Annotated in this window: 19 protein-coding genes and 1 tRNA gene; 8 read left to right on the top strand and 12 right to left on the bottom strand. The window is 66.7% G+C overall.

The window, feature by feature from the left end:
* The first annotated feature begins 1 nt into the window (after window position 1).
* Window positions 2–1,009, top strand: a complete 1,008-nt coding sequence (locus AL3_RS00455; protein ID WP_246168438.1) for a glycosyltransferase — start codon at window positions 2–4, stop codon at window positions 1,007–1,009.
* Window positions 1,006–1,983, top strand: a complete 978-nt coding sequence (locus AL3_RS00460; RefSeq protein WP_066295482.1) for an NAD-dependent epimerase/dehydratase family protein — start codon at window positions 1,006–1,008, stop codon at window positions 1,981–1,983. The genes AL3_RS00455 and AL3_RS00460 overlap by 4 nt, the downstream gene beginning before the upstream one ends.
* Here AL3_RS00460 and AL3_RS00465 read toward each other — a convergent pair.
* From AL3_RS00465 to argS, 9 genes are all read right to left on the bottom strand, one after another.
* Complete coding sequence (locus AL3_RS00465) at window positions 1,980–2,702, bottom strand: L-threonylcarbamoyladenylate synthase (protein ID WP_066295483.1); 723 nt, start codon at window positions 2,700–2,702, stop codon at window positions 1,980–1,982. The two genes, AL3_RS00460 and AL3_RS00465, sit on opposite strands and share 4 nt — an antisense overlap.
* Before the next feature lie 22 nt (window positions 2,703–2,724).
* Window positions 2,725–3,591 (bottom strand): peptide chain release factor N(5)-glutamine methyltransferase, encoded by an 867-nt coding sequence (prmC, locus tag AL3_RS00470; RefSeq protein WP_066295484.1) that lies wholly within the window; start codon window positions 3,589–3,591, stop codon window positions 2,725–2,727.
* 8 nt (window positions 3,592–3,599) lie between these two features.
* A complete protein-coding gene (prfA, locus tag AL3_RS00475; RefSeq protein WP_066295485.1) occupies window positions 3,600–4,679 on the bottom strand; it encodes a peptide chain release factor 1 in 1,080 nt (359 codons plus the stop codon).
* Between the two features lie 168 nt (window positions 4,680–4,847).
* Window positions 4,848–7,055 (bottom strand): transcription termination factor Rho, encoded by a 2,208-nt coding sequence (gene rho, locus AL3_RS00480; protein ID WP_066295486.1) that lies wholly within the window; start codon window positions 7,053–7,055, stop codon window positions 4,848–4,850.
* 420 nt (window positions 7,056–7,475) lie between these two features.
* Window positions 7,476–8,471 (bottom strand): homoserine kinase, encoded by a 996-nt coding sequence (thrB, locus tag AL3_RS00485; RefSeq protein WP_083521334.1) that lies wholly within the window; start codon window positions 8,469–8,471, stop codon window positions 7,476–7,478.
* A 9-nt stretch (window positions 8,472–8,480) separates the two neighbouring features.
* Window positions 8,481–9,605, bottom strand: coding sequence for a threonine synthase (thrC, locus tag AL3_RS00490; RefSeq protein WP_066295488.1), 1,125 nt, complete (start codon window positions 9,603–9,605; stop codon window positions 8,481–8,483).
* A 4-nt stretch (window positions 9,606–9,609) separates the two neighbouring features.
* Window positions 9,610–10,908 (bottom strand): homoserine dehydrogenase, encoded by a 1,299-nt coding sequence (locus AL3_RS00495; RefSeq protein ID WP_066295489.1) that lies wholly within the window; start codon window positions 10,906–10,908, stop codon window positions 9,610–9,612.
* A gap of 14 nt (window positions 10,909–10,922) precedes the next feature.
* Window positions 10,923–12,353: a diaminopimelate decarboxylase gene (gene lysA, locus AL3_RS00500; protein WP_066295491.1), complete on the bottom strand. Its 1,431-nt coding sequence runs from the start codon at window positions 12,351–12,353 to the stop codon at window positions 10,923–10,925.
* A 6-nt stretch (window positions 12,354–12,359) separates the two neighbouring features.
* Window positions 12,360–14,009 carry an arginine--tRNA ligase gene (gene argS, locus AL3_RS00505; protein WP_066295492.1) on the bottom strand — a complete coding sequence of 550 codons (1,650 nt, stop codon included), beginning with the start codon at window positions 14,007–14,009 and terminating at the stop codon, window positions 12,360–12,362.
* 219 nt (window positions 14,010–14,228) lie between these two features.
* Between argS and AL3_RS00510 the strand changes: the two genes are divergently transcribed.
* From AL3_RS00510 to AL3_RS00530, 5 genes are all read left to right on the top strand, one after another.
* A complete protein-coding gene (locus AL3_RS00510; protein ID WP_066295493.1) occupies window positions 14,229–14,708 on the top strand; it encodes an FMN-binding protein in 480 nt (159 codons plus the stop codon).
* Between the two features lie 13 nt (window positions 14,709–14,721).
* Window positions 14,722–15,597: an FAD:protein FMN transferase gene (locus tag AL3_RS00515; RefSeq protein ID WP_066295495.1), complete on the top strand. Its 876-nt coding sequence runs from the start codon at window positions 14,722–14,724 to the stop codon at window positions 15,595–15,597.
* Window positions 15,594–17,111: an FAD-dependent oxidoreductase gene (locus tag AL3_RS00520; protein ID WP_066295496.1), complete on the top strand. Its 1,518-nt coding sequence runs from the start codon at window positions 15,594–15,596 to the stop codon at window positions 17,109–17,111. Before AL3_RS00515 ends, AL3_RS00520 begins: the two co-directional genes overlap by 4 nt.
* A 128-nt stretch (window positions 17,112–17,239) precedes the next feature.
* A tRNA-Arg gene (locus AL3_RS00525) sits at window positions 17,240–17,312 on the top strand.
* 183 nt (window positions 17,313–17,495) lie between these two features.
* Entirely contained in the window at window positions 17,496–17,912 is a 417-nt protein-coding gene (locus AL3_RS00530) for a hypothetical protein (RefSeq protein WP_066295497.1), read from the top strand.
* Between the two features lie 5 nt (window positions 17,913–17,917).
* Here the strand turns inward: AL3_RS00530 and AL3_RS00535 are convergent, their stop codons facing one another.
* The 3 genes from AL3_RS00535 to AL3_RS00545 all read right to left on the bottom strand — a co-directional run bounded on the left by AL3_RS00535 (window position 17,918) and on the right by AL3_RS00545 (window position 20,948).
* Window positions 17,918–19,126, bottom strand: a complete 1,209-nt coding sequence (locus tag AL3_RS00535) for an ABC transporter permease (RefSeq protein ID WP_066295498.1) — start codon at window positions 19,124–19,126, stop codon at window positions 17,918–17,920.
* Window positions 19,123–19,803 carry an ABC transporter ATP-binding protein gene (locus tag AL3_RS00540; RefSeq protein WP_066296908.1) on the bottom strand — a complete coding sequence of 227 codons (681 nt, stop codon included), beginning with the start codon at window positions 19,801–19,803 and terminating at the stop codon, window positions 19,123–19,125. The genes AL3_RS00535 and AL3_RS00540 overlap by 4 nt, the downstream gene beginning before the upstream one ends.
* Window positions 19,804–19,895: 92 nt before the next feature.
* Window positions 19,896–20,948 (bottom strand): permuted SH3 domain-containing protein, encoded by a 1,053-nt coding sequence (locus AL3_RS00545; protein WP_066295500.1) that lies wholly within the window; start codon window positions 20,946–20,948, stop codon window positions 19,896–19,898.
* 397 nt (window positions 20,949–21,345) lie between these two features.
* Here AL3_RS00545 and AL3_RS00550 point away from each other — a divergent pair, with 397 nt between their 5' ends.
* Window positions 21,346–23,094: a pyruvate dehydrogenase gene (locus AL3_RS00550; protein WP_066296910.1), complete on the top strand. Its 1,749-nt coding sequence runs from the start codon at window positions 21,346–21,348 to the stop codon at window positions 23,092–23,094.
* The last annotated feature ends 9 nt before the right edge of the window (window positions 23,095–23,103 follow it).

The raw sequence follows: 23,103 nt of genomic DNA on the forward strand, positions 1-23,103 counted from the left end.
CGTGAGCGGATCCGGCGCGGCCATCGAGGGCCTGGCCCTGGTGGTAGTCACCTTCAACCGGTCCGGCTACCTGCGGGGACTGCTGGAGTCGGTTGCTGCCCTGGACCCGGCTCCGGAACGGGTGATCGTGGTGGACAATGCCAGCACCGATGACACCGCCGCGGTCCTGGCGGAGCTGGAGCCCGTGTTCCCGGTTCCGCTGAGTGTTGTGCGGCTCGCCGAAAATACCGGCGGTTCCGGAGGCTTCGCAGCAGGCGTTTCGGCGGCCCTGAACGCCGGTGCGCAGTGGCTGTGGCTGATGGACGACGACGTCGAGGTCCTCCCGGGAGCCCTCGGCGCCCTGGCCAAGTGGACCGGGAACTACGACTGCATCCACGGCCGCCGGCTCGATGACGCCGGCAACCCGTTTTTCTGGCAGCACCGGTTTCTCCCCGGTTTGGGCATCCATGTTCCGGTCCGCGGCAACGTCTTCGCCGACCGCCCGGTTTTCGCAACCAACGTCGGTTGCTTCGAAGGGATGCTGGTCAGCGCCGGCGTCGTCCGGGACATCGGTCTCCCCGATTCCCGTTTCTTCATCAACGGCGACGATGAAATCTACGGCTGGCTGGCGTCCCTGCACCACCGCGTGGTCTACGTCAACGAATTCGTGCTCCGGAAGGTCCGCCCGCAGAAGCAGATCGACCTGGGAATCCGGCACCTGAACGACTCGAGTGACCTCAGCAGGTTCTGCGCCATGCGTAACCGGGGGCACACCGCCGGGTACCTGCGTGCCCACGGCCGGTTCAATCCGGTGGGCTTCGCTGCCGGGACGGCGCTGACCGCAGCCAAGGAAATACTGCGGCTCATCGCCGTCGAGCGGAACCTTCGCGGTGCTAGCAGCCTCTGGCGGGGCTGGCGGGAATCCCGCCGCATCCTGCATGACCGCAGCTGGAAACCGATGCCCCCGCTCGGAACCGGCAGCACTTGCGCGAACACGACAGCAGATCCAGCCGACCAGGACACGAAGTGAACAGCACACCCAACCCCACCGGAGCTGCCCAGGACGAGGTCTGGGCGGTCCTCGGCGCCAGCGGCTTCATTGGCAGCGCCCTGGCGGCGGCGCTGGACCGCGCCGGAGTTACGGTCCGCCATGTCAAAGCCCCCCGGCTCAGTGCCCGGTCCGCGGACGCTGCCGGCCTTCTGGCCGAGGCCGCGGAACTGGCCGACGATCAGCTGGACCTGGCTGGCGCACTGGCCGGTGCGGACGTCGTCGTCAACGCCGCCGGACTCGCAACTCCTTCGGGCGCGGACTCCCCCGAGCTGCGCGGAGCGAATTCGCTGCTGCCGGTGCTGGTGGCCAACGCAGCCGACGCAGCCGGAGTACGCCGCTTTATCCATCTCAGCAGTGCCGCGGTGCAGGGCCACCGGCCCTTTCTGGACGAGAGTCCCCAGGTGGAACCGTTCTCAGCCTATTCACGCTCCAAGGCCCTCGGCGAGCAGGCGCTGTCCGCCCGGGTGCCAGGGCGCTGTTCAGTAGCAACCATCCGGGCAACCTCGGTGCAGGGCCCCGAACGGGAGACAACGGCGAAACTTGTCCGGATCGCGGGCTCTCCGCTGGCCTCGGTGGCCGGCCGCGGTGATGCGCCCAGCCCGGTCAGCTCCGTTGACGCGCTGACCAGCTTTGTGCTGACTGTCGGCGTACAGACGAACAGTGTTCCGCCCCTTGTCCTGCAGCCGTGGGAAGGCGCAACGGTCTCCGGTGTGCTCAAGGCTGCCGGCGGCCGGCCGCCGCTGCGGCTGCCTTCCTGGTTCTGCCGCAGCTCGTTGAAGGCCGGATACGCGGTGTCTTCCCTGCTGGGCGAACGCCTCCATGGACCACTGCGCCGGGTGGAGATGATGTGGTTTGGGCAGCGCCAGGAACCGGGTTGGGCCGAAGCCACCGGCAACGTTCCCACGCCCCGCGTTGAGGACGTACTGCGCGAGGCCCGTCGCCGGCACGGCTAGCGGGCGGACACGTCCTCAGAGCCGGGAACCGGCTCCGCCGCAGCAGACTCTTCCGGTTCCTCGCCGATGCCCAGCACGGACGGCACCACTTCGCGCAGTTTCGCCAGGCTAACCGCACCGGCCCGGACCACGCGCAGCGGCGACTGTGTGGCATCCACAATCGTCGAGGGAATCCCGTCGCTGCCTTCCTGCGGCCGGGGTCCGGCTTCCAGATAGACCTCGACGGACTCGGCCAGCTGGGCCTGCGCGCCTGCCGCTGTCTGGGCCGCCGGGCTGCCGGTCCGGTTCGCGGAGGAGACCGCCATCGGTCCGGTGAGAGCCAGCAGGTCCAGGGCGATTTCGTCGTCGGGCATCCGCAGCGCCACCGTGCCCTTGGTATCGCCAAGGTCCCAGGTCAGCGACGGCTGCGCATGGAAGATCAGGGTGAGGCCGCCGGGCCAGAATGCCTCGGCCAGGGCACGGGCCTCGGGGCTGACGTCCACGGCCAGGCCGTCCATGGTCTGCAGGCGAGGCACCAGGACGGGCGGCGGCATGGAACGCCCGCGGCCCTTGGCGGCGAGCAGCGTAGCCACGGCCTGCGGCGAAAACGCGTCAGCACCAATGCCGTACACCGTGTCGGTGGGCAGGACAATGCACTGCCGGTTGGCTATGGCCTGCTGGGCGCGGGCCAGGCCCGCGCTGCGGGCCTCTGGATCTGTGCAGTCAAAGCTGGTAGTCACGGCACCATTCTTTCATGTTGCATTACCGGCCGCGTGCCGCCGCGGAACGCACGGCGGAGGTGGCTCGCGGGCGGTCATTGAGGTCGTTGTGAGAGGTTACGGCTTCCCAGGCCGGGTCTGCTGCCAAGCGCCCGGCGATGGCTTTGGCCTGCACCTCGGCATGCTCCATCACGAAGTATCCCCCAGGGCGCAGCAGCCTGGCTGCCGTGGCGGCCGCGGCGCCGGGCAGTTCCAGCCCGTCCGCTCCCCCGCCGTAAAGCGCCATCGCCGGATCGTGCTCTGCTGCTTCGGGTTCGTTGGGAACCGCTCCGGACGGAATGTAGGGCGGATTGGAGACGACGACGTCGAAGGTTCCGTCGTGCCCGGGAAGCGCCGTGCGCAGATCACCTTCCAGGACAGTGACACCCAGCGGGTCAAGGTTTTTCCGGGCCCAGGCGAGGGCCAGGGGGCTCAGTTCCACCGCATAAACGTCCGAGCCGGGAACCTCGGACGCGATGGAGCCCGCCAGCGCACCGGAACCGGTGCCAAGATCCACGACCTTCGCACCCCCCGGAACCAGCTGCGCCCGGTCGATGGCCAGCTGCGCCACGGTTTCGGTTTCCGGCCGCGGGACGAACACGCCCGGCCCAACCGCCAGCTCCAGCCTGCGGAAGTGCGCCTTGCCGGTGAGATGCTGCAGCGGGATCCGCCGGGCACGTTCGGCTACCAGCCCGGCCAGCCCCTCCGGCGCGGCGGCGTCGGTGAAGGCCAGCGCCCGCACCCGGCCCACCGACTCGCCGAGGAGGTGGGCCGCCAGCAGTTCCGCGTCGACACGCGGGCTCGGCACTCCGGCGGCGGACAGTTCCGCCGCCGCAGCGCGCAGGGCCTGGTCAAGGGAGAGGGCCGGCATGGGTGGAACTATGCCTCGTCGCCGATGGCGTCCAGCCGGGCCTGCTCATCCATTTCGATGGCGGCCTGAACCACGGCTTCGAGATCGCCGTTCATCACGGTATCCAGGTTGTAGGCCTTGTAACCCGTGCGGTGGTCAACAATCCGGTTTTCCGGGTAGTTGTAGGTGCGGATGCGTTCGGACCGGTCCATGGTGCGGATCTGGGACTTGCGGATGTCCGAATTCGCGGCGTCGATCTCCGCCTGCTGGTGCGCCAGGATACGGGAGCGCAGCACGCGCATCGCCGCTTCACGGTTCTGCAGCTGGGACTTCTCGTTCTGCATCGCGACCACGATCCCGGTCGGAAGGTGGGTGATCCGGACAGCGGAATCCGTGGTGTTCACCGACTGGCCGCCGGGGCCGGAGGACCGATACACGTCGATTTTCAGATCGTTCTGGCTGATTTCGACTTCTTCGGGCTCGTCAACTTCCGGCAGGACCAGCACGCCCGCAGCAGAGGTGTGGATCCGGCCCTGTGACTCGGTGACCGGGACACGCTGCACCCGGTGCACGCCGCCTTCGTACTTCAGGCGGGCGTAGACGCCCTCGGCGGGGTCGTTGGAGGAGCCCTTGATCGCCATGGACACGTCCTTGTAGCCGCCGAGGTCGGATTCCGTGGCCGAAATAATCTCGGTGCGCCAGCCGCGGGTCTCCGCGTAGCGGGTGTACATACGCAGCAGGTCGCCGGCGAACAGGGCTGCCTCGTCGCCGCCCTCGCCGCCCTTGACCTCGATGATGACGTCGCGGCCGTCGTTGGGGTCCCGCGGGATCAGCAGCCGGCGCAGCTTTTCCTGAGCCTCGGCCAGCTGGTCCTTCAGCACCGGAACCTCAGCAGCGAATTCGGGATCTTCGCCAGCCATCTCCTGCGCTGCGGCGAGGTCGTCCTCCAGTCCGTGCCAGGTGTTGTAGGCGTCGACGATCCGGCTTAGCTCGGCGTAGCGGCGGCCCAGGCGGCGGGCCAGGCCCTGGTCGGCGTGCACAGCAGGATCCGAAAGCCGCATCTGGAGTTCAGCGTGCTCATCCAGCAGTCCCTGTATGGACTCAAACATTGTTTTCCATTCTTTCTTCGCACCGTGGGGTCCGCCTGCGGACGGGGAACCCGTTGCTGTCTTGAACCATTCTCGCCCGGAGGAATACCTGCCGGTTAACCGCCAAGCCGCCCAGGCCCCTTAACCCTCCGAAGAGGGCCAAGGGGCATGAGCGGCCAGGTAAGGCAGCTAATCGTTCTTGCTGCCCAGGGTGGTCTTCTGCACCTGCATCAGGAACTCGACGTTGGACTGCGTTTCCTTGATCTTGCCGGTGAGCAGTTCCAGCGCCTGCTGGGTGTCCAGCCCGGAGAGGACGCGGCGCAGGCGCCACATGATCTTGACCTCTTCAGGTGAGAGCAGGTTCTCTTCGCGGCGCGTTCCGGAGGCGTTGACATCAACAGCCGGGAAGATGCGCTTGTCCGCGAGGTTGCGGGACAGGCGCAGTTCCATGTTTCCGGTGCCCTTGAACTCTTCGAAGATGACCTCGTCCATTTTGGAGCCGGTCTCGACGAGCGCGGTGGCCAGAATGGTCAGCGAGCCGCCGTTTTCGATGTTGCGGGCTGCACCGAAGAAACGCTTCGGCGGGTACAGGGCCGAGGAATCGACACCACCGGAGAGGATACGGCCCGACGCCGGAGCGGCCAGGTTGTAGGCACGGCCCAGGCGGGTCATGGAGTCCAGGAGAACAACCACGTCGTTACCCATTTCCACGAGGCGCTTGGCCCGCTCGATGGCGAGTTCGGCGACGGTGGTGTGGTCATCGGCCGGGCGGTCGAAGGTCGAGGCAATAACTTCGCCCTTGACCGTCCGCTGCATGTCGGTGACTTCTTCGGGACGTTCGTCCACGAGGACCATCATCAGGTGGACTTCGGGGTTGTTGATGGAGATCGCGTTGGCAATCGCCTGCAGGATCAGCGTCTTACCGGCCTTCGGCGGGGAGACGATCAGGCCGCGCTGGCCCTTGCCGATCGGGGCCACGAGGTCGATCACGCGGGGACCGATGACCTTCGGCGAGGTCTCCAGGCGCAGGCGCTCCGACGGGTAGAGCGGAACGAGCTTGTTGAACTCGACCCGGTCCTTGTTGTCCTCGGCCGGCTTGCCGTTGACCGAGGTCAGGCGGACCAGCGCATTGAACTTCTGGCGCTGGCTGCTGCCCTGGTTCTCGCCGTCGCGCGGAGCGCGGATGGCGCCGACGACTGCGTCGCCCTTGCGCAGGTTGTACTTCTTGACCTGGGCCAGGGAAACGTACACGTCGTTCGGACCCGGGAGGTAACCGGAGGTGCGCACGAAAGCGTAGTTCTCCAGGACGTCCAGGATGCCGGCGACGGGCAGCAGGACATCGTCCTCGGTGACCTCGACGTCGTCGACGTCGGGGCTGCGGTCGCGGTTGCGGCGGCGCTCGTTGCGGTCGCGGAACCGGTCATTGCGGTCGCCCCGCTCGTTGCGGTCGTTCCGGTTGCGGTTGCGGCGGTTGCGCCCGCTGCGGCTGTTGTCATCGCCGTCAGAATCGCGGTTGCCGTCATTCCGGTTGCTGTCGCGGTCGCTGCGGTTGCCTTCGCTGCGGTTGCTGTCGCGGTCACCGCGGTTGCCCTCGCTGCGGTTGCCGTCGCGGTCGCTGCGGTTGCCCTCGCCGCGGTTGCTATCGCGGTCACCGCGGTTGCCCTCGCCGCGGTTGCTGTCGCGGTCGTTGCGGTCGTTGCGGTTGCGGCTGCGGCCCTGGCGCTCGGAACGGTCTTCCTCGCGGGAGCCTTCCTGCTTTTCGGCCGGCTTCTCCGATGCCCTGTCCGGGGCGGATTCCTGGCCGTTGGCCTCGGCGGCGGTGTCCTCGCTGCTGTTTTCCCCGTCATTGCGGCGGTTGCGGCGGTTGCGGCCGCGCTCGCGCTGGCCCTCTTCCCGGCCGTTTTCCGCGGCCGGTGCAGCAGCTGCCGGAGCATCAGCCTGCGGGGCTTCTGCGGCGTCGCTGCCGGCAGGAGTAACCACGCCGTCGCTCGCGGCGCGGCGGTTGCGGTTGCGGGTACGGGCCGGACGCTCGGTGGCCTGTTCGCTTTCGGCGGAGCCCTGGGCGTTTTCTGCCTTGGCGGCCGGAGCTGCTTCGGCCGGGGCGGACGCCTTGGCCGAACGCTCTGAGCCAGCCTTTTCGCCCTGCGGGGCGTCGGACTTGGAACCGCGGACCGGACGGTCTGCGACCGAGCCGCCACGCTGGTGGTTGGAGATGGCCGTAACCAGGTCTCCCTTGCGCATGCGCGAACCTCCGGTAATGCCCAGCTGGCCGGCCAGTGCCTGCAGCTGTGCAAGCTTCAGGCCGGCGAGCCCGGAGCTCTTGGAAGTTGCTTCACCGTTGGAACCGGCGGATGCTGATGAGTCCACACCTGCAGTCAGGTCGGTGGTATCTGTCACGAAGGATCCTTCCCCCTCGTCGGGCGGTCCGGCGCAGTGCCGGCCGCGTTGAATGGCCCTGGAACCGTTGATTGGACATACGGTTCAGGGTTCACCTGCTGCAGGAAGTGTCCCGGCAACGGTGAATCTGCTGACGCCTTGTTTGGAGAGTCCACGGGAGTTTCGGCAGCTGCGCTGTCGGAAAACGCGGGGATCGTTTTGATCATTGACTGACCGTTTCTTGGCAGTCTCCGGAAGGCTACACCGATGCTTGTGTTTCCGCGGGCTGGCGACGCCCCGCCGTCCGAATCGTTATGATCGATGCACAACTACCAGCTTCAGGGCTGATATTTCTGCAAAACGGTCCACAATCCGGGTCTGGGAAGAAGCCTCGGTGGTCCACAGAACGGACGACCTGCCGGTGGAAGCACAATACGGTTATTACCGCTGGTGCACTACCACTCTAGCACCATCTCGGTCTACGCCAAGCCGCAGCACACGCCAATTCTCCAGCGCCTGCGCGGCGAGGTGCCGGCCAATCAGGGCCTCCGCAGCGGCCGCCTGATCAGCACCCGCAGCCAGGACCATCACAGTGGGCCCAGCCCCGGAGACGACGGCGGCGAAACCCGCCGCACGCAGCGTCCGGATGAGGGTGGCGCTGGGCTGCATCGCAGGGGCCCGGTAGGACTGATGCAGGAAATCCTCGGTCCCGGCAAGCAGCAGCGACGGATCTGTGGTCATGGCGTGCATCAGCAGCGCGGCGCGGCCGGAGTTGGCGGCCGCATCCCGGTGCGGAACGTTCTCAGGCAGCAGCCCCCGCGCGCTTTCCGTGGAAAGCTCGGTGGCTGGTATTGCCACAACCGGCACGACGCCGGGGTGGACCTGGGCGGTGACGGACCGGTACCGGCCCTCATCCTCCCACGACACCGCGAGGCCGCCGCTGAGCGCGGGAGCCACGTTGTCCGGATGGCCCTCCAGCACGGAACAGGCGTGCAGCAGCCCCGCCGCGTCCAGCTGCGCGGCTTGAGGCAGCAGCGCGTTGCCTGCCAGCACTCCGGACACGATGGCCGACGCCGAGGACCCGAGGCCGCGGCCGTGGGGTATCACGTTTTCGCAGACCAGCTCGAAGCCGCCAATGCCGTATCCGGCGTTCCGGACGGTGTCCGCAATAGTCCGCGCCACCAGGTGCGTCCCGTCGGTCGGCAGCGTGTCTGCTCCCTCGCCGCTGATCCGCACGCTGACACCGTCCGATTCGACGGTGCGGACCCGCACGGTGTCGAACAGGCCAACCGCCATGCCCAAACTATCGAAGCCCGGCCCCAGGTTCGCACTCGTCGCCGGCACGCGGACAGTAATGTCCTGGCCGGAGGCAACCTGCACAGCAGATGCTGTGTCCTGCGCGTCCCGGCTTACCTGGTGTACCTGTTTCACCTGCATCGGCTCCGCTTAGCCGGCTGCCGCAGGAGCGGCCGCTTCGAGGCCCAGCGCTGCGGCGACGCTGACGACGTCGAACTCCACCTTGGTCGGTTCGACGTCGGAGCCGTCGGCGGTCCGAAGCGCCCACTGGGGGTCCTTCAGCCCGTGGCCGGTAACGGTGATCACGATCTTCTTGCCCGTGGGGGCTTCGCCGGCGGCATGCTTCTTCAGCAGGCCGGCAACGCCGGCAGCGGAGGCCGGCTCCACGAAGACACCCTCGCGGGAGGACAGCCAGCGGTGGGCTTCAAGGATTTCGGTGTCGGTCACTGCTTCGATCAGTCCGCCGGACTCGTCGCGGGCGGCGATGGCCTGCTCCCAGGACGCGGGGTTGCCGATCCGGATGGCGGTGGCGATGGTGTCCGGTTCCGTCACCGGGTGGCCCTTGACCAGCGGTGAGGCGCCCTCTGCCTGGAAGCCCCACATCACCGGGGTCTTGGTGGCCACGGGGGCCAGCTCCGTCCCGGCGTGGTTGGTCCAGGGCTGAGCGTATTCCTGATAGCCGCGCCAGTAGGCGGTGATGTTTCCGGCGTTGCCGACAGGCAGCAGGTGGTAGTCGGGAGCGTCGCCGAGGAAATCCACCACTTCAAAGGACGCGGTCTTCTGCCCCTCGATGCGTGCCGGGTTCACGGAGTTGACCAGGAACACCGGGTACGCTTCGGCAAGTTTGCGGGCGACGTCGAGGCAGTTGTCGAAGTTCCCGTTCACCTGCAGCAGCTGCGCGCCGTGGGCAATGGCCTGGCTGAGCTTGCCCATGGAGATCTTGCCGTCCGGAACCAGCACGGCACAGGTGATCCCGGCCTGGGTGGCGTAGGCAGCAGCGGAAGCGCTGGTGTTGCCGGTGGAGGCGCAGACAACGGCCTTCGCTCCGGCTTCCACCGCGGCCGTCATGGCCATGGTCATCCCGCGGTCCTTGAAGGAGCCGGTGGGGTTCATGCCTTCGACCTTGAGGTAGACCTCGTTGCCGGTCAGCTCCGAAAGGGCCTTTGCAAAAACCAGCGGTGTTCCGCCCTCACCGAGGGTGATGACCTCGGTGTTTTCGGTTACCGGCAGACGGTCGGCGTATTCGCGGATAACGCCGCGCCATTGATGAGCCACGGTTCTAGACCCCTTCTACCCGCAGGACGGATGTGACGGAATTGATAACGTCCAGGCCCTTGATGGCCTCGACGGTGGCCGCAAGCGCGGCCTCGGGTGCCCGGTGCGTGACGAAGCGCAGTTCGGCGGACGCTCCGGCGGCATCGGTATGGCTTTTCTGCCGCATGGTTTCGATGGAGACGCCGTGCTCGGCGAAGACCCGCGCCACGGCGGCCAGCACACCGGTTGCGTCAGCGACGTCCAGTCCGATGCTGTAGCTGGTGGTGACTTTCTCCAGGGGAAGGGCCGGAACGTGCCCGGACGCGGCTTCCACACCCATGTGGCCGCCCAGCACCAGGCGGCGGGCGACAGTGACGACGTCGCCCATCACGGCGGAGGAAGTGGGGGTGCCGCCGGCGCCCTGACCGTAGAACATCAGTTCACCGGCATTTTCGGCCTCGACGAACACTGCGTTGAAGGCGCCGTGGACCGCGGCCAGCGGGTGGGTGCGCGGCAGCAGGGTGGGATGCACGCGGACGCTGACGCCCTCGGTCCCGTCGGACTCAAACTTCTCCGCGATCGCGAGCAGTTTGATGACGAACCCGGCGTCCTTTGCCGCAGCGATGTCCTGCGCGGTGATGCCGGTGATGCCCTCGCAGGAGACGTCCTTCATCTCGAACGTGGTGTGGAAGGCCAGGGAGGCCAGGATCGCGCCCTTCGCGGCGGCGTCGTGGCCCCCGACGTCGGCGGTGGGATCCGCCTCGGCGTAGCCCAGGCGCTGGGCCTCGGCCAGTGCGTCAGCGAACTGCGCACCGGTTGAGTCCATCTGGTCCAGGATGTAGTTGGTGGTGCCGTTGACGATGCCGAGCACACGGGTGATCCGGTCGCCGGAGAGGCTGTCGCGGATCGGGCCAAGGATCGGAATGGCGCCGGCGACGGCGGCTTCATAGGCCAGGCGGACACCGGCGGCATCGGCCTTCTCATACAGCGCTGCGCCGTCAGCCGCGAGCAGTGCCTTGTTGCCGGTGACCACGGACGCGCCGTGGCCGATGGCGTGCAGGATCAGGGTGCGGGCCGGTTCAATTCCGCCCATGAGTTCAATGACAATGTCCGCGGACTCGACGAGTGCTTCCGCGTCGGTGGTGAACAGGTCCCGGGGCAGGTCCGCATCGCGGGGAGCATCCGGGTTGCGGACCGCAATCCCGGTCAGTTCCAGGCGGGCACCTGTGCGTGCAGTGAGGTCAGCGGCATCATCAAGGAGGATTCGTGCCACCTGGGATCCCACGTTGCCGCATCCCAACAGGGCTACTTTGAGGGTCTTCATTTCTGTGCCTTCTCCTATGCCGGTTCTGAAACGTCCCGCGCCAGCAGGTCGTCTTCGGTTTCGCCGCGGATGATCAGCCGCGCAGCACCATCACGGACAGCGACGACGGGCGGGCGGGCGATGTAGTTGTAGTTGCTGGAGAGCGCCCAGCAGTAGGCGCCGGTGCCGGGAACGGCCAGCAGGTCCCCGTGGTCTACATCCGAGGGCAGGTAAACATCCCTGACTACTATGTCCCCGCTCTCGCAGTGTTTGCCAACCACGCGCGACATAACCGCGTCATGATTCGAGGCGCGGGAGGCCAGCACGGCGGTGTAATCGGCGTCGTACAGGACAGGCCGGGCGTTGTCGCTCATACCGCCGTCAACTGACACGTACCGGCGCGGCGCACTTGCGCCGCCGGGGGTGTCAACGCGGACCGTTTTGATTGTCCCGGCGCGGTAGAGGGTGAAGGTGGTCGGCCCCACGATCGCGCGGCCGGGTTCAATCGAAATCCGCGGAACGGCCAGGCCCAGTTCGGTGCAGGTGGCTCCGACGACGGCGGCCATGGCCTTGGCGATCTCCGCCGCAGGACGGGGGGTGTCGGCCTCTGTGTAGGCGATGCCGTAGCCGCCGCCCAGGTCAAGTTCGGGCAGTTCGACGCCGTGCGCCTGCTTGATCTCCGCCATAAACGCCAGCAGGCGGCGGGCAGCGAGTTCGAAACCGGCGGGATCGAAGATCTGCGAACCAATGTGGCTGTGCAGTCCCAGGAGCCGGATTCCGGGGTTCGCCAGCGCTGCCGCAACGGCTGCTGCTGCGGGCGAGGTACCCGTTTCCGGGTCCGGAGCCATGGACAGGCCGAACTTCTGGTCCTCATGGGCAGTGGCAATGAACTCGTGCGTGTGGGCATGGACGCCGGGGGTCAGCCGCAGCATCACGTTGGCACGGACCCCGCGGGAGGAGGCGAGTGCACCCAGCCGGTCCAGTTCCGGCAGTGAATCGACGACGATCCGGCCCAGTTCCATTTCCAGCGCCCGGCTGAGCTCGGCATCGGACTTGTTGTTTCCGTGCAGGCCCAGGTTTGCCCCGGGGATGCCGGCCCGCCTGGCGACGGCGAGCTCCCCGCCCGAACAGGTGTCCAGCCGGAGCCCTTCATCGGCCACCCAGCGGGCGATTTCGGTGCAGAGGAAGGACTTGCCTGCGTAATAGACGTCCACTCCCCCGCACAATTCGGCGAAGGCCGCGTCAAAGGAATCCTTGAAGTCCCGGGCGCGGGCGCGGAAGTCCGCTTCGGAGACCACGAACAGCGGGGTACCGTACTCTGCGGCGAGGGCCGAAACCGGAATACCGGAAATTTCCAGTTCCCCGTTCCCGCTGCGGCTCACGTCGCGCGCCCAGATGTCTCCGGCGAGTGCGTTGGCGTCCTCGGGGTAGCTCAGCCACCCGGGGGCCAGCTCAGATGCGGTCATGGCTGCCTACATCCGTTCCGGAGCGGAGACACCCAGCAGGTCCAGTCCGTTGGCCAGGACCTGGCGGGCTGCGGTGTTCAGCCACAGCCGGGTGCGGTTGACGTCGGTGATTTCCTCGCCGTTCTGCGGGGCGATCCGGCAGGCGTCGTACCAGCGGTGGTAGGTGCCGGCGATGACTTCCAGGTGGCGGGCCACACGGTGGGGTTCGCGGAACGTGCTGGCCTGGGCCACGACGCCGGGGTACTGGCCGAGGGCTGCCAGCAGCGCACTTTCGGTGGGGTGCGTGAGCAGCGCGGCATCGAATGCGGAGTCGTCCACACCGGCTGCCTCCGCGTTGCGGGCCAGGGCGTAGGTCCGGGCATGGGCGTACTGGACGTAGAACACCGGGTTCTCGTTGCTGCGCTTGGTCAGCAGGTCAAGATCGACGTCGATGTTCGAGTCGGCGGAGAAACGGGCCAGCGTGTAGCGGGCGGCGTCAACCCCCACGGCGTCGACGAGGTCCTCCAGTGTGACCACGGTGCCGGCGCGCTTGGACATCCGGACCGGTTTGCCGTCCTTGACCAGGTTCACCATCTGGCCGATCAGCACCTCGACGCAGGCCGGGTCGTGCCCCAGCGCCGCGGCGGCGGCTTTCAGGCGGGCTACGTACCCGTGGTGGTCCGCTCCCAGCATGTAGATGTTCAGGTCGAAGCCGCGCTCGCGCTTGTTCTGGATGTACGCGATGTCACCGGCGATGTAGGCAGCGTTGCCGTCCGACTTGATGACCACACGGTCCTTGTCGTCGCCGAACTCCGTGGAGTTCAGCCACCAGGCGCCGTCCTTCTCATAAAGGTTCTTCGAACCCTTGAGCTGCTCCAGCAGCTTCTCCACGTGGCCGTCCCCGTGGAGCGAGTCCTCATGGAAGAAGACGTCGAAGTCGACCCCGAAGTTGTGCAGCGATTCCTTGATGTCGCCGAACATCAGGTCAACGCCGATCGCCCGGAACCGTTCCTGGGCTTCGGGCTCAGGGAGTTCCATGATGGCCGGTTCCACCGCGAGGACGCGCGCCGCGATGTCCTCAATGTAGGCACCGGCATAGCCGTCCTCCGGGGCAGGCTCACCCTTGGCTGAGGCGAGGAGGGACCGGGCAAACCGGTCGATCTGCGCACCGTGGTCGTTGAAGTAGTACTCGCGGGTGACTTCGGCGCCCTGGGATTCGAAGACCCGGGCCAGCGCGTCGCCGACGGCGGCCCAGCGGGTTCCGCCGAGGTGGATCGGACCGGTGGGGTTCGCGGAGACGAACTCAAGGTTGATCCGGGTGCCGGAGAGCGCATCGGAGCGGCCGTAGGCGGGGCCGGCTTCCACGATGGCCTTCGCCAGCTCACCGGCGGCTGCGGCGTCCAGGGTGATGTTCAGGAAACCGGGGCCGGCAATATCGACCTTGGCGACGCCGTCGATCTTCCCCAGCCGGGAGGACAGGATTTCCGCGAACTGGCGGGGGTTCATCCCGGCCTGCTTGGAGAGCTGGAGGGCGATGTTGGTGGCCCAGTCGCCGTGCTCCCGGTTCTTCGGCCGCTCGACACGGACCTCGGCGGGCAGCTCAATGCTGAAATCACCCTCATCGATGGCGTCTTTGAGGCAGGCAGTTACGGCGGAGGAGAGTTCTTCAGGAGTCACCGGTTAAGCATAGCGGGGACAGGCACTTCGCCCTTATTCCCCCCGTTTGGATCCCCGCAGGCCTGCTGCCCGCAGGTCCTCCCGGTGCCCGGCAGGAAACCTGCCGGGTTCATGCGCTGTAATAAAGAGGGAGACCTTTTCCCGCCCCAGGGTGGCGGAGCAGCCGCCGCGGGTGGCTGGAGGCCCTCAAGACGTTCCGTCAGAGACCAAGGAGAAACCGTGAAACCCCAGGCCAAGAAGCCCATTCTGACCGTCGTTGCCGGGCTAGCACTTCTGGGGAGCGCCGGCTGCGCGCCGGACGGTGCCGCCGACAACACGGCGGGCACGCCGTCCACCAATCCTGCGTCCTCCCCGGCATCAGCATCCGGCGCGGAGTCCGGCGCTGCAGCTGGAACCGGAGACTACGCGGACGGCGACTACACAGGGACCGGAACCTACATCCCGCCGTCGAACCAGCAGGAGGAAGTCACTGTCAAAATGACTCTCTCCGGCGGCACAGTTACTGCCCTGGAGGTCACGCCGTCGGGCAATAATCCGACGTCGAAGCGTTACCAGGCGGAGTTCACCGACGGCATCCAGGAGCAGGTCGTGGGCAAGCCGCTGGACAGCCTGGATGTCGGCAAGGTTGCCGGCTCCTCCCTCACCAGCCAGGGTTTCAACAAGGCGCTGGAGATGATCAAGGGTGAGGCAGCCGGCTAGGAGGTCTGCGGTCATGGAGTCCTTCGGCTTTGAAGCGATCGGCACCCAGTGGCACATCACCACCGAGGTGCCGGTGGACGCTGGTACGCGCAGCGAGGTGTTCGCGCTCGTGGAGCACTATGACGCTGCACTCTCCCGCTTCCGTCCGGACTCCGTGGTCTCCACGCTCGGCCACAGCGGCGGAACTGCGGCCCTCCCCGCTTTTACGGCACCCTTGTTCAGCCTCTTCGACAGCCTGGACAGGCTGACGCAGGGCAGGCTGAACCCGCTGGTCGGCGGATCGCTGGAGCAGCTGGGCTACGGCCCCGGCTACCCGCTGCATCCCCTGGGCCCGCCGGCCGGTGCGCCGGCCTGGACATCCACCGTTTCCTGGCATCGGCAGGGACCACCGGACACCGTGGCGCTGACCCTGGCCCATCCGGCCACCGTGGATGTCGGCGCCGCCGGAAAAGGCCAGCTGGTGGATCTCGTCTGGGAGCTGCTCACCGCGCGCGGATATGCTGCCGTAGTGGTTGACGCCGGTTCCGATATGCGGCATTCCGGTCCGCAGAGCCTCCGGGTTGCCCTGGAGCACCCCTACGATCCGGGAACGGCCATCGGTGTTCTGGATCTCCAGGACGGCGCGCTCTGCGCCTCGGCGGCCAACCGCCGGAGCTGGGGCGAAGGCCTGCACCATGTCCTCGACGCATCCACGGGGCGGCCTGTGGACGCCGTGGCCGCCACCTGGGTCCTGGCCGGCGACGCGATGACCGCCGACGGCCTGGCCACCGCACTTTTCCTCACCGATCCCGCCCTGCTCGCAGCCGAGTTCAGTTTCGAGTACGTCCGGATGTTCTCCGACGGCAGGGCACAGTTTTCCAACGCTATGGCTGGAGTCCTCTTTTCATGACCGTATCCCTGAGCCCCCCGACCGCACGGCTGCAGCGCCTGCTCGGCAAAACAAGCATGTACCGGATGCTTGTGATGCTGCTGCTGGCCATGGCTGCGTGGTCGTTCGTGCTGTCCCTGACCGGCGCACTTTTCTACACGCCGGCGGAACTGGGTGCAACCCTCGCCACCGCTGTCATCTCGACGCTGGTCGCCAGCCGGGTCATGGGGCTGCTGTTCCGCACGTTTCCGCAGACCGATTCAGCCTTGATTACCGGGCTGCTGCTGTTTTTCCTCTTCTGGCCAACCACCAGCGGACCCGAGCTCGGCACCATTGCGCTGGCCGCCTTCGCGGCCACGGCATCAAAGTACCTCCTCGTCTGGCGCCGCCGGCACATCTTCAATCCGGCAGCCCTCGGCGCCGTCGTGATCGGCCTGACCGGGCTCAACCAGCCGGTCTGGTGGGTCGCTGCGCCGCTGATGCTCGTTGTGGTCCTGCCCGCCGCGTTCCTGGTGCTCTACCGCAGCCGGCTGCTGCCGATGGCGGGAGTCTTTGTCCTCGTCACGGTCGGGATCGTGGTGCTGCGCTTCGCTGTCTCCGGTGAACCGGCCCTGGACGGGCTGGCCACCGCCTTCACGTCCTATCCCATTCTGTTCTTCGCCGGTTTTATGCTCTCGGAACCGCTGACCCTGCCGCCGCTGCGCTGGCAGCGGCTCGCTGAGGCCGCCGTCGTCGCAGTGCTGTTCACCACCCCGCTCTCCGTAGGACCGGTCTTTATGTCACCGGAGCTGGCCCTGCTGATCGGGAACCTGCTGGCCTTCGCTGTTGGCCAGCGCGGCGGCATCAGCCTGCGCCTGCGCGAAACCCGTGACCTGACGCCAACGTCCCGGGAACTCGTGTTCGAGCCGGCGCGTACGCTGCGCTACCGGGCAGGCCAGTATCTGGAGCTGAGCCTTCCGCACCCGAACCCGGACGGCCGGGGGTTGCGGCGGATCTTCAGCATCACCTCTGATCCTGCCGATGCCCGCACTGTCTCCGTGGCCCTGAGGGTCTCGGAACCCGGCAGTTCCTTCAAGACGAAACTCCTGCGCCTGAAGCCGGGCGCCCGGATCTCCGCGACGACGGTGGGCGGGGACTTCCAGCTCCCCCGCGACGTGTCGCGGAAGATCCTCATGGTGGCCTCGGGGATTGGCATCACACCGTTCGTCAGCCAGCTGCGCTCCGGAGCAGCCCGCGGCCGGGACATCGTGCTGGTTTATGCCGCATCCTCTCCGCAGGAGCTGGCCTATGCCCGGGAACTCGCGGACCTGGGTGTCCGGGTCTTCGTGTGCACACCGGAGGATCCGCAGCTGCCGGGCTGGACCTGGCTGGGTTCCGGCCTGCCGGACGCGGACCGGCTCCTGAAAGCCGTGCCGGATGCAGTCGAGCGTTCAGCGTTCGTGGCCGGGTCGCCGTCGGCCGTCTCATTCGTCCGGGGCGAAGCCCGCAGGGCGGGAATCCGGCGCATCCATACCGACCCGTTCCTGGGCTATTAAGCGGAAGCCTTCGTCCGGGTTTCCGGGCACCGCCCCGGACCTGCTAAGCTTCTTTAGTCCCTGCAGGACATACCGGTTTGATGCGAACAACAATCAGTCGAGATTTTGATCGTGGTTTCCGGTGTCCCGCCCTCGTAGCTCAGGGGATAGAGCGGTTGCCTCCGGAGCAACAGGCCGTAGGTTCGAATCCTATCGAGGGCACGCATGTGAAACGGCCAGGCCGTGACTTTCCCAGAAAGTCACGGCCTGGCTTTTTTGTTGCCTTTCCGGCGCCCGGCATCTTCCCGTTCCTGCCGGGAACGCGGACCATGGGAGTCATCGCGGTGCTGTTTTCCCGCGCCGCATCCAGGCGTCATCCGTTGTTCCCCCCCCCAGGAGGCCCCCATGCCCCGCAGCCGCTCTGCCCTTGCCATCGTTTTCGCCGCTGCCGCCTTCTCGGCAGTGGCCTGCAGCGGGGACCAGACCCCCGCCGAGAACACACAGTCGGCCTGCGACGCCTACACCGAGTTCTCTGACACCGTCGCCGATGCCCGCGTTTCCATCGATTCCTCCTCCACCATCGAAGAAATCCAGTCTGAACGGGACACCATCCAGAACGCCTATCAGGACCTGGGGCCGGCGCTTGAATCGGTCGCCGAGGACCGCCGGACTGCCGTTGAGGACGCCTGGAATAATTTCGACGAGGCTGTCACGAACATTGACGAGTCAATGACGGTCCCCCAGGCTGCGGCCTCGCTGTCTGATGAAATCGAGCAGATCCACGCGGCCCGGGATGGGCTGGAGTCCGAGCTCGCCTGCTGAGTGCTTTAGTAGCGGATGGCATCAATCACCTTGACGCGCACGGCAACCAGCGCGGGGATCAGACCGGCGAGTGTCCCGACGGCGGTGGCCGCGCCGAGCCCCAGCAGGGCCGCTTCGATGGGGAACGGCGGCAGTTCGGCCACGCCCGAGGCGATCTGCTGCTGAACAATCGGCAGTTTGACGATGGCGATGGCGGCCATAACCCCCACAACGCCGGCGGCGAAGGTGGCAACCACGGATTCCAGCATCACACCGAAGAAAATCCTGCCGGACGTTGCACCGAAACTTCGCCGGATACCGATCTCCCGCACCCGGTACTTCACGGTCACCATGGAGATGTTGAGCAGGCCCACGGCGCCCAGGAGCATCACCATCGCAGCGATCCCGCCCACCACCAGTTCCAGGACGGCATACGGGTCGCCCCACGCGGCGTAGTCGCTCCGGTAAATGCTGGTCTGCAGGTTGGGGAACTGCGCCGCCAGGTCGGCGGTGATGGCTTCCTGCAGCGGCACCGCCAGTTCCTCGGGGACCCACAGCTCCAGCATCGGCGGGGTGCTCATACTGCCGCCGCCGGCCAGACCGAGCCTGTCATACGCCGGCGTCAGCAGGTAAACAGCAGGCAGTTCCTGCTCCCAGGAGTTTGCCCGGATCCCGGTGATCACGGCGTCCACCGGACCTCCGTTCCAGATCTGGACCACGGGATTCAGGGCCAGGTCCGGGGATCCCATCCTGGCGTGGAACGCCTCGTTGACAATGACTGCCGGCGCCAGGCGCTGAGAGTCTGCTTCCGTGAACCAGGTTCCAGCCTGCAGGTTAACCCGGCGCATGGTGCCGAAATCAGCGTCCACAACAAGGGCGTCTGTCTGCGCTACACCGTCAGGGAACTGGAAGGGAATCTGGGTGGGCAGGAACAAGGACGCATGGTCAATGGAGTAGCGCTCTGCAACACCGGCATAGGCGCCCCTCAGCCCGGTGTTGTCCGGGACTGAGCCATCCTTGGAGTACGCGGAAACGCTGAGGGTTGCCGGGCGCCCGCTCTGTGACTCGGAGCCCTGGGCCATGGCCGCCCGGGCCATGTCCGCCAGCCCCACCACAGCGGTCAGCGCCGCCACGGAGAGCGCAACACCCACCAGCGCCAACAGGATCCTGGCCTTGTGGATCCGCAGTTCGGTCCAGGCCTCGACCAGGGTGGCGGTAATTCCGGAGAAGCTCATACGGACGGCCCCGTTCCGGCACGCAGGTGCCCGCCGTCCAGCAGGTAGTGCCGGTCTGCGAGCGCAGCTACGCCCGGATCGTGGGTGATCGTGACCAGCGCGGCTCCGGATTCGGCCACAACGTCTGCCAGAAGCGCCATCACAGCCTGTCCCGTGGCGATGTCCAGTGCCCCGGTGGGTTCGTCAGCGAGGATCAGCGCAGGTCCGCGCACCAGTGCCCGGGCAATTGCCACCCGTTGCTGCTCGCCGCCGGAGAGCTTTTGCGGTTTGTCGCTGAGCCGGTTGCCCAGGCCCACCTTCCCCAGCATCTCCGCGGCAATCTTTTCCCGCTGCCAGAAGGAGCGCCCCCGCGCATAAAGCAGCGGCGTCATCACGTTTTCCAGGGCGGTGCGTTCGGCCAGCAGATTGAACTGCTGGAAAATGAACCCCACCGAGCTCCCCCGTTTAACTGCCCGGGCGTTTCCGCTCATGGACTCGACGGGAAAGCCGCCAAACTCCATCCTGCCGGTGGTGGGCAGATCCAGCATGCCCAGGATGTTCAGCAGCGTGGACTTGCCGGAACCGGAACGTCCGACGATGGAAACATGGTCGCCGCGGTCGATCCGGAGGTCGACGCCGTCCAGGATTGTCAGCTGCGCGCCGTCGGGCAGCTGTACGCTGCGGGTGACTGCTTCCATGGAGACAAGCGCCCCGGCTTCCGGCGCTTCCTGGCCGTCCCGCCCGGTGTATTCCTGCTGTGCGGGACCGCCGAGGGGCAGCGTCACCCCGCTCATCCGCCCATCACTCCGGGCCCGTACATCATCTGCTGTCCGTCCTGCGGCGCTTCCGCACCAGGAACAAACAGAAGGATCTCTTCTCCCTCGCTCAGCCCCTCGGCGATCTCCACGGTCTGGCCGTCTGTCAGGCCCAGGACCACGGACCGTTCTTCCGAGGCGCCCGGCGCGCTGACTACCCAGACAACACCGTTCTGCACCGCTCCCTGCACCGCCGTCGTCGGTACCGTCACCGCATCCAGCGACTGGCCGGCGGTGATGGTGATGGCCGCGCCGAGGCCCGCGAAGACCGAGACGTCCGCCGGAACGGAGCAGCTCACGGTGCCAGAGCCCTGCCCGGCAGCCGGCTGGCCGATGATGGGCTGCGCCTGTGCCTGCGCCTGCGCCTGCGTGGAGATGCCATCCGCTGCCGGAGCCGTCTTCCCCATGGTGACGTCGCTGCAGGCAAACGGAGCGGGACCTCCGTTGATGGTTACCTCTGCCGTATTCGGCCGGTCCATGATGCGGAACTGCTGGTCCGTGCTCAGGGTGCCCTGAACAGAGAAAGTGCCCGGGTCGATCGACGCGATTTCCGTGCCGACGCTGACCTGCTGGTTGAGCAGTACCGGAAAACTGGCCAGGGTTCCGGCTGCCGCCGCCGTGACGTCGATGTACGTGTACCTCGGGGCGGCGGGAACCGGAGCAGATTCCTCCTCCGGCGCAGGCTGCACTGCCGGCTGTTCCTCCACCGGTTTGCGCACCTGGAAGAGCCTCTCGCCCTTTTCGATCCGCTCTCCCTGCTCAGCATCGATGTAGACGACCACCCCGTCGGCGGTGCTCCGCACCGGTACTGCCGGGTCAGAAACCACTGATCCCTGGACATCAACGGTGTTGGTGATGCTTCCCCGCGCTGCCTGCACTGTTGCAGTCAGCATCTGGGCGGAGGGAACCTGGGTTTCAGCCTGGGCGCTGAGCCCGTCGAGGAACGCCAGCTTGAACAAGGCGGCGGCTATAACGGCGAAGACCACCAGCCAAAGAACGGGAAAAACAATGCGTCTGGCAACACCCATGGGGGCTCTCCAATTGAGGATAGAGACCGCTGCCGTGTGGGGCCAGCCGCGTACTTTTCTTTCCGGAAACCCATGCCCGCACCGCTTGCAGGTGCGCCGTGGTCCCGGTTTGACTGGGATGGACGCTACCAGCAGGGACAGGCACTTCAACGCTGAAACGGCCGGGCACGGCGTTTTTCCATCCCGGGGGTGGAGCGCTTTCATCCTGCGGGCTGAGCAGCGCCGGTGGCGGGCGGACTTGGAGGGTGCAGCAGCGGTGCGTAGCATGAAAGGGCCGGTCGGCAGCATGCTTGTCTTTGGAACGATTGTGGCGCTGGCCGGAGTTTTTCTCATTCCGCCTAAACCACCCATCGGGTGCCGGCCGGACGGCTGGGACCCGGTAGCCGGGAGCGCCCCCATGGCCAAACAGCTCGCCACCCAACTGATCGAACAGCTTCGCGCCGCCGGAGTCCAACGCATTTACGGCATCGTCGGAGACAGCCTGAACCCCATCGTGGACGCTGTCCGCCGGACCGGCGGGTCCAAACGCGGAGGGATCGACTGGATCCATGTCCGGCATGAAGAAGCCGCCGCCCTGGCGGCCTCCGCCGAAGCCCAGCTGACAGGGAAGCTGGCCGTCTGCGCCGGGTCCTGCGGCCCGGGAAACCTGCACCTGATCAATGGCCTCTATGACGCCAACCGCAGCGGAGCCCCGGTGCTGGCCATTGCCTCGCACATTCCCAGCGCCCAGATCGGCAGCGGCTTTTTCCAGGAAACCCATCCGGACCGGCTGTTTACCGAGTGTTCGGTGTATTCGGAACTGATCAGCACCTCCGATCAGGCTCCGCGCGTTATGCACAGCGCCATCCAGCACGCGGTCGCCCTGCGCGGGGTTTCGGTGGTCACGATTCCCGGCGACATTGCGGGCCAGGAGGCTACTGCCCCCACCCCGTCACCGGCAGAGTTCCTCCCTGCCTCCGTGGTTCCGGCAGCCGAGAGTGTGCAGCAGCTGGCCGCGGCCGTCAACGAGGCACGGAAAGTAGCGGTCTTCGTTGGGATCGGGGTTGAGGGCGCCCACGACGCGGTGGTGGAGTTCGCTGCCAAGGTCAACGCCCCGGTGGGCCACTCGCTCCGGGGAAAGGACTTCATCCAGTACCAGAATCCGTTCGACGTCGGTATGACGGGCCTGCTGGGCTACGGGGCAGCCGCCGAGGGGATCAAGGACGCCGATCTGCTGATCCTGCTGGGCACCGATTTCCCGTACAACCAGTTCCTTCCGGACACCAAAACAGCCCAGGTGGACCGGGCTGCCGAGCACCTGGGCCGGCGCACCGACGTCGATATTGCCGTCCACGGCGACATCCTTCCCACCCTCGAGGCCCTGATGCCCCTGGTCGAGGAGAAGCAGGACAGCAAATTCCTGGAAGAGATGCTGAAAAAGCATGACCGGCTGATGAACAAGGCAGTGGGCGCCTACACGCAGAAGGCGGAAAAACTGCGCCCCATCCATCCCGAGTACGCCGCCTCACTTCTGGACGAGGCGGCCTCCCGGGACGCGGTTTTCACCGCCGACACCGGTATGTGCAACGTGTGGACGGCCAGGTACATCAATCCGCTCGGGACCCGCCGGCTCATCGGTTCCTACCTGCATGGCACCATGGCGAACGCACTCCCCCACGCAGTGGGGGCCCAGCTCTCCCATCCGGACCGGCAGGTGGTGGCTGTCTGCGGTGACGGCGGCCTGTCCATGCTGCTGGGAGAACTGATTACCGCCCGCATGTACAACCTTCCGCTGAACGTGGTGGTGTTTAATAACTCGACCCTGGGCATGGTCAAGCTGGAGATGCTGGTGGACGGACTGCCCGACTACGCGGTGGACGTCCCGGATACCAACTATGCGGACATTGCTGCCGCCATCGGTTTCCACGCTGTGCGGGTCAGCGACCCGGCGGAGATTATGAACGCCTACCGGGCGGCGTTCGAACACCCGGGTCCGTCCCTGGTGGAGCTGGTCACCGATCCGAATGCCCTGTCCATTCCCCCCAAGATCACCACCGACCAGGTGCTGGGATTCGCCACGGCCATGTCCAAGGTGGTGCTGAACAAGGGAGCCGGCCAGGCGGTCAGCATGGCGCGGAGCAATCTGCGCAACATCCCCCGGTCCTGAGCGTGTTTC

Source organism: Arthrobacter luteolus NBRC 107841 (assembly GCF_001552075.1).
GTDB classification, from domain to species: domain Bacteria; phylum Actinomycetota; class Actinomycetes; order Actinomycetales; family Micrococcaceae; genus Arthrobacter_B; species Arthrobacter_B luteolus.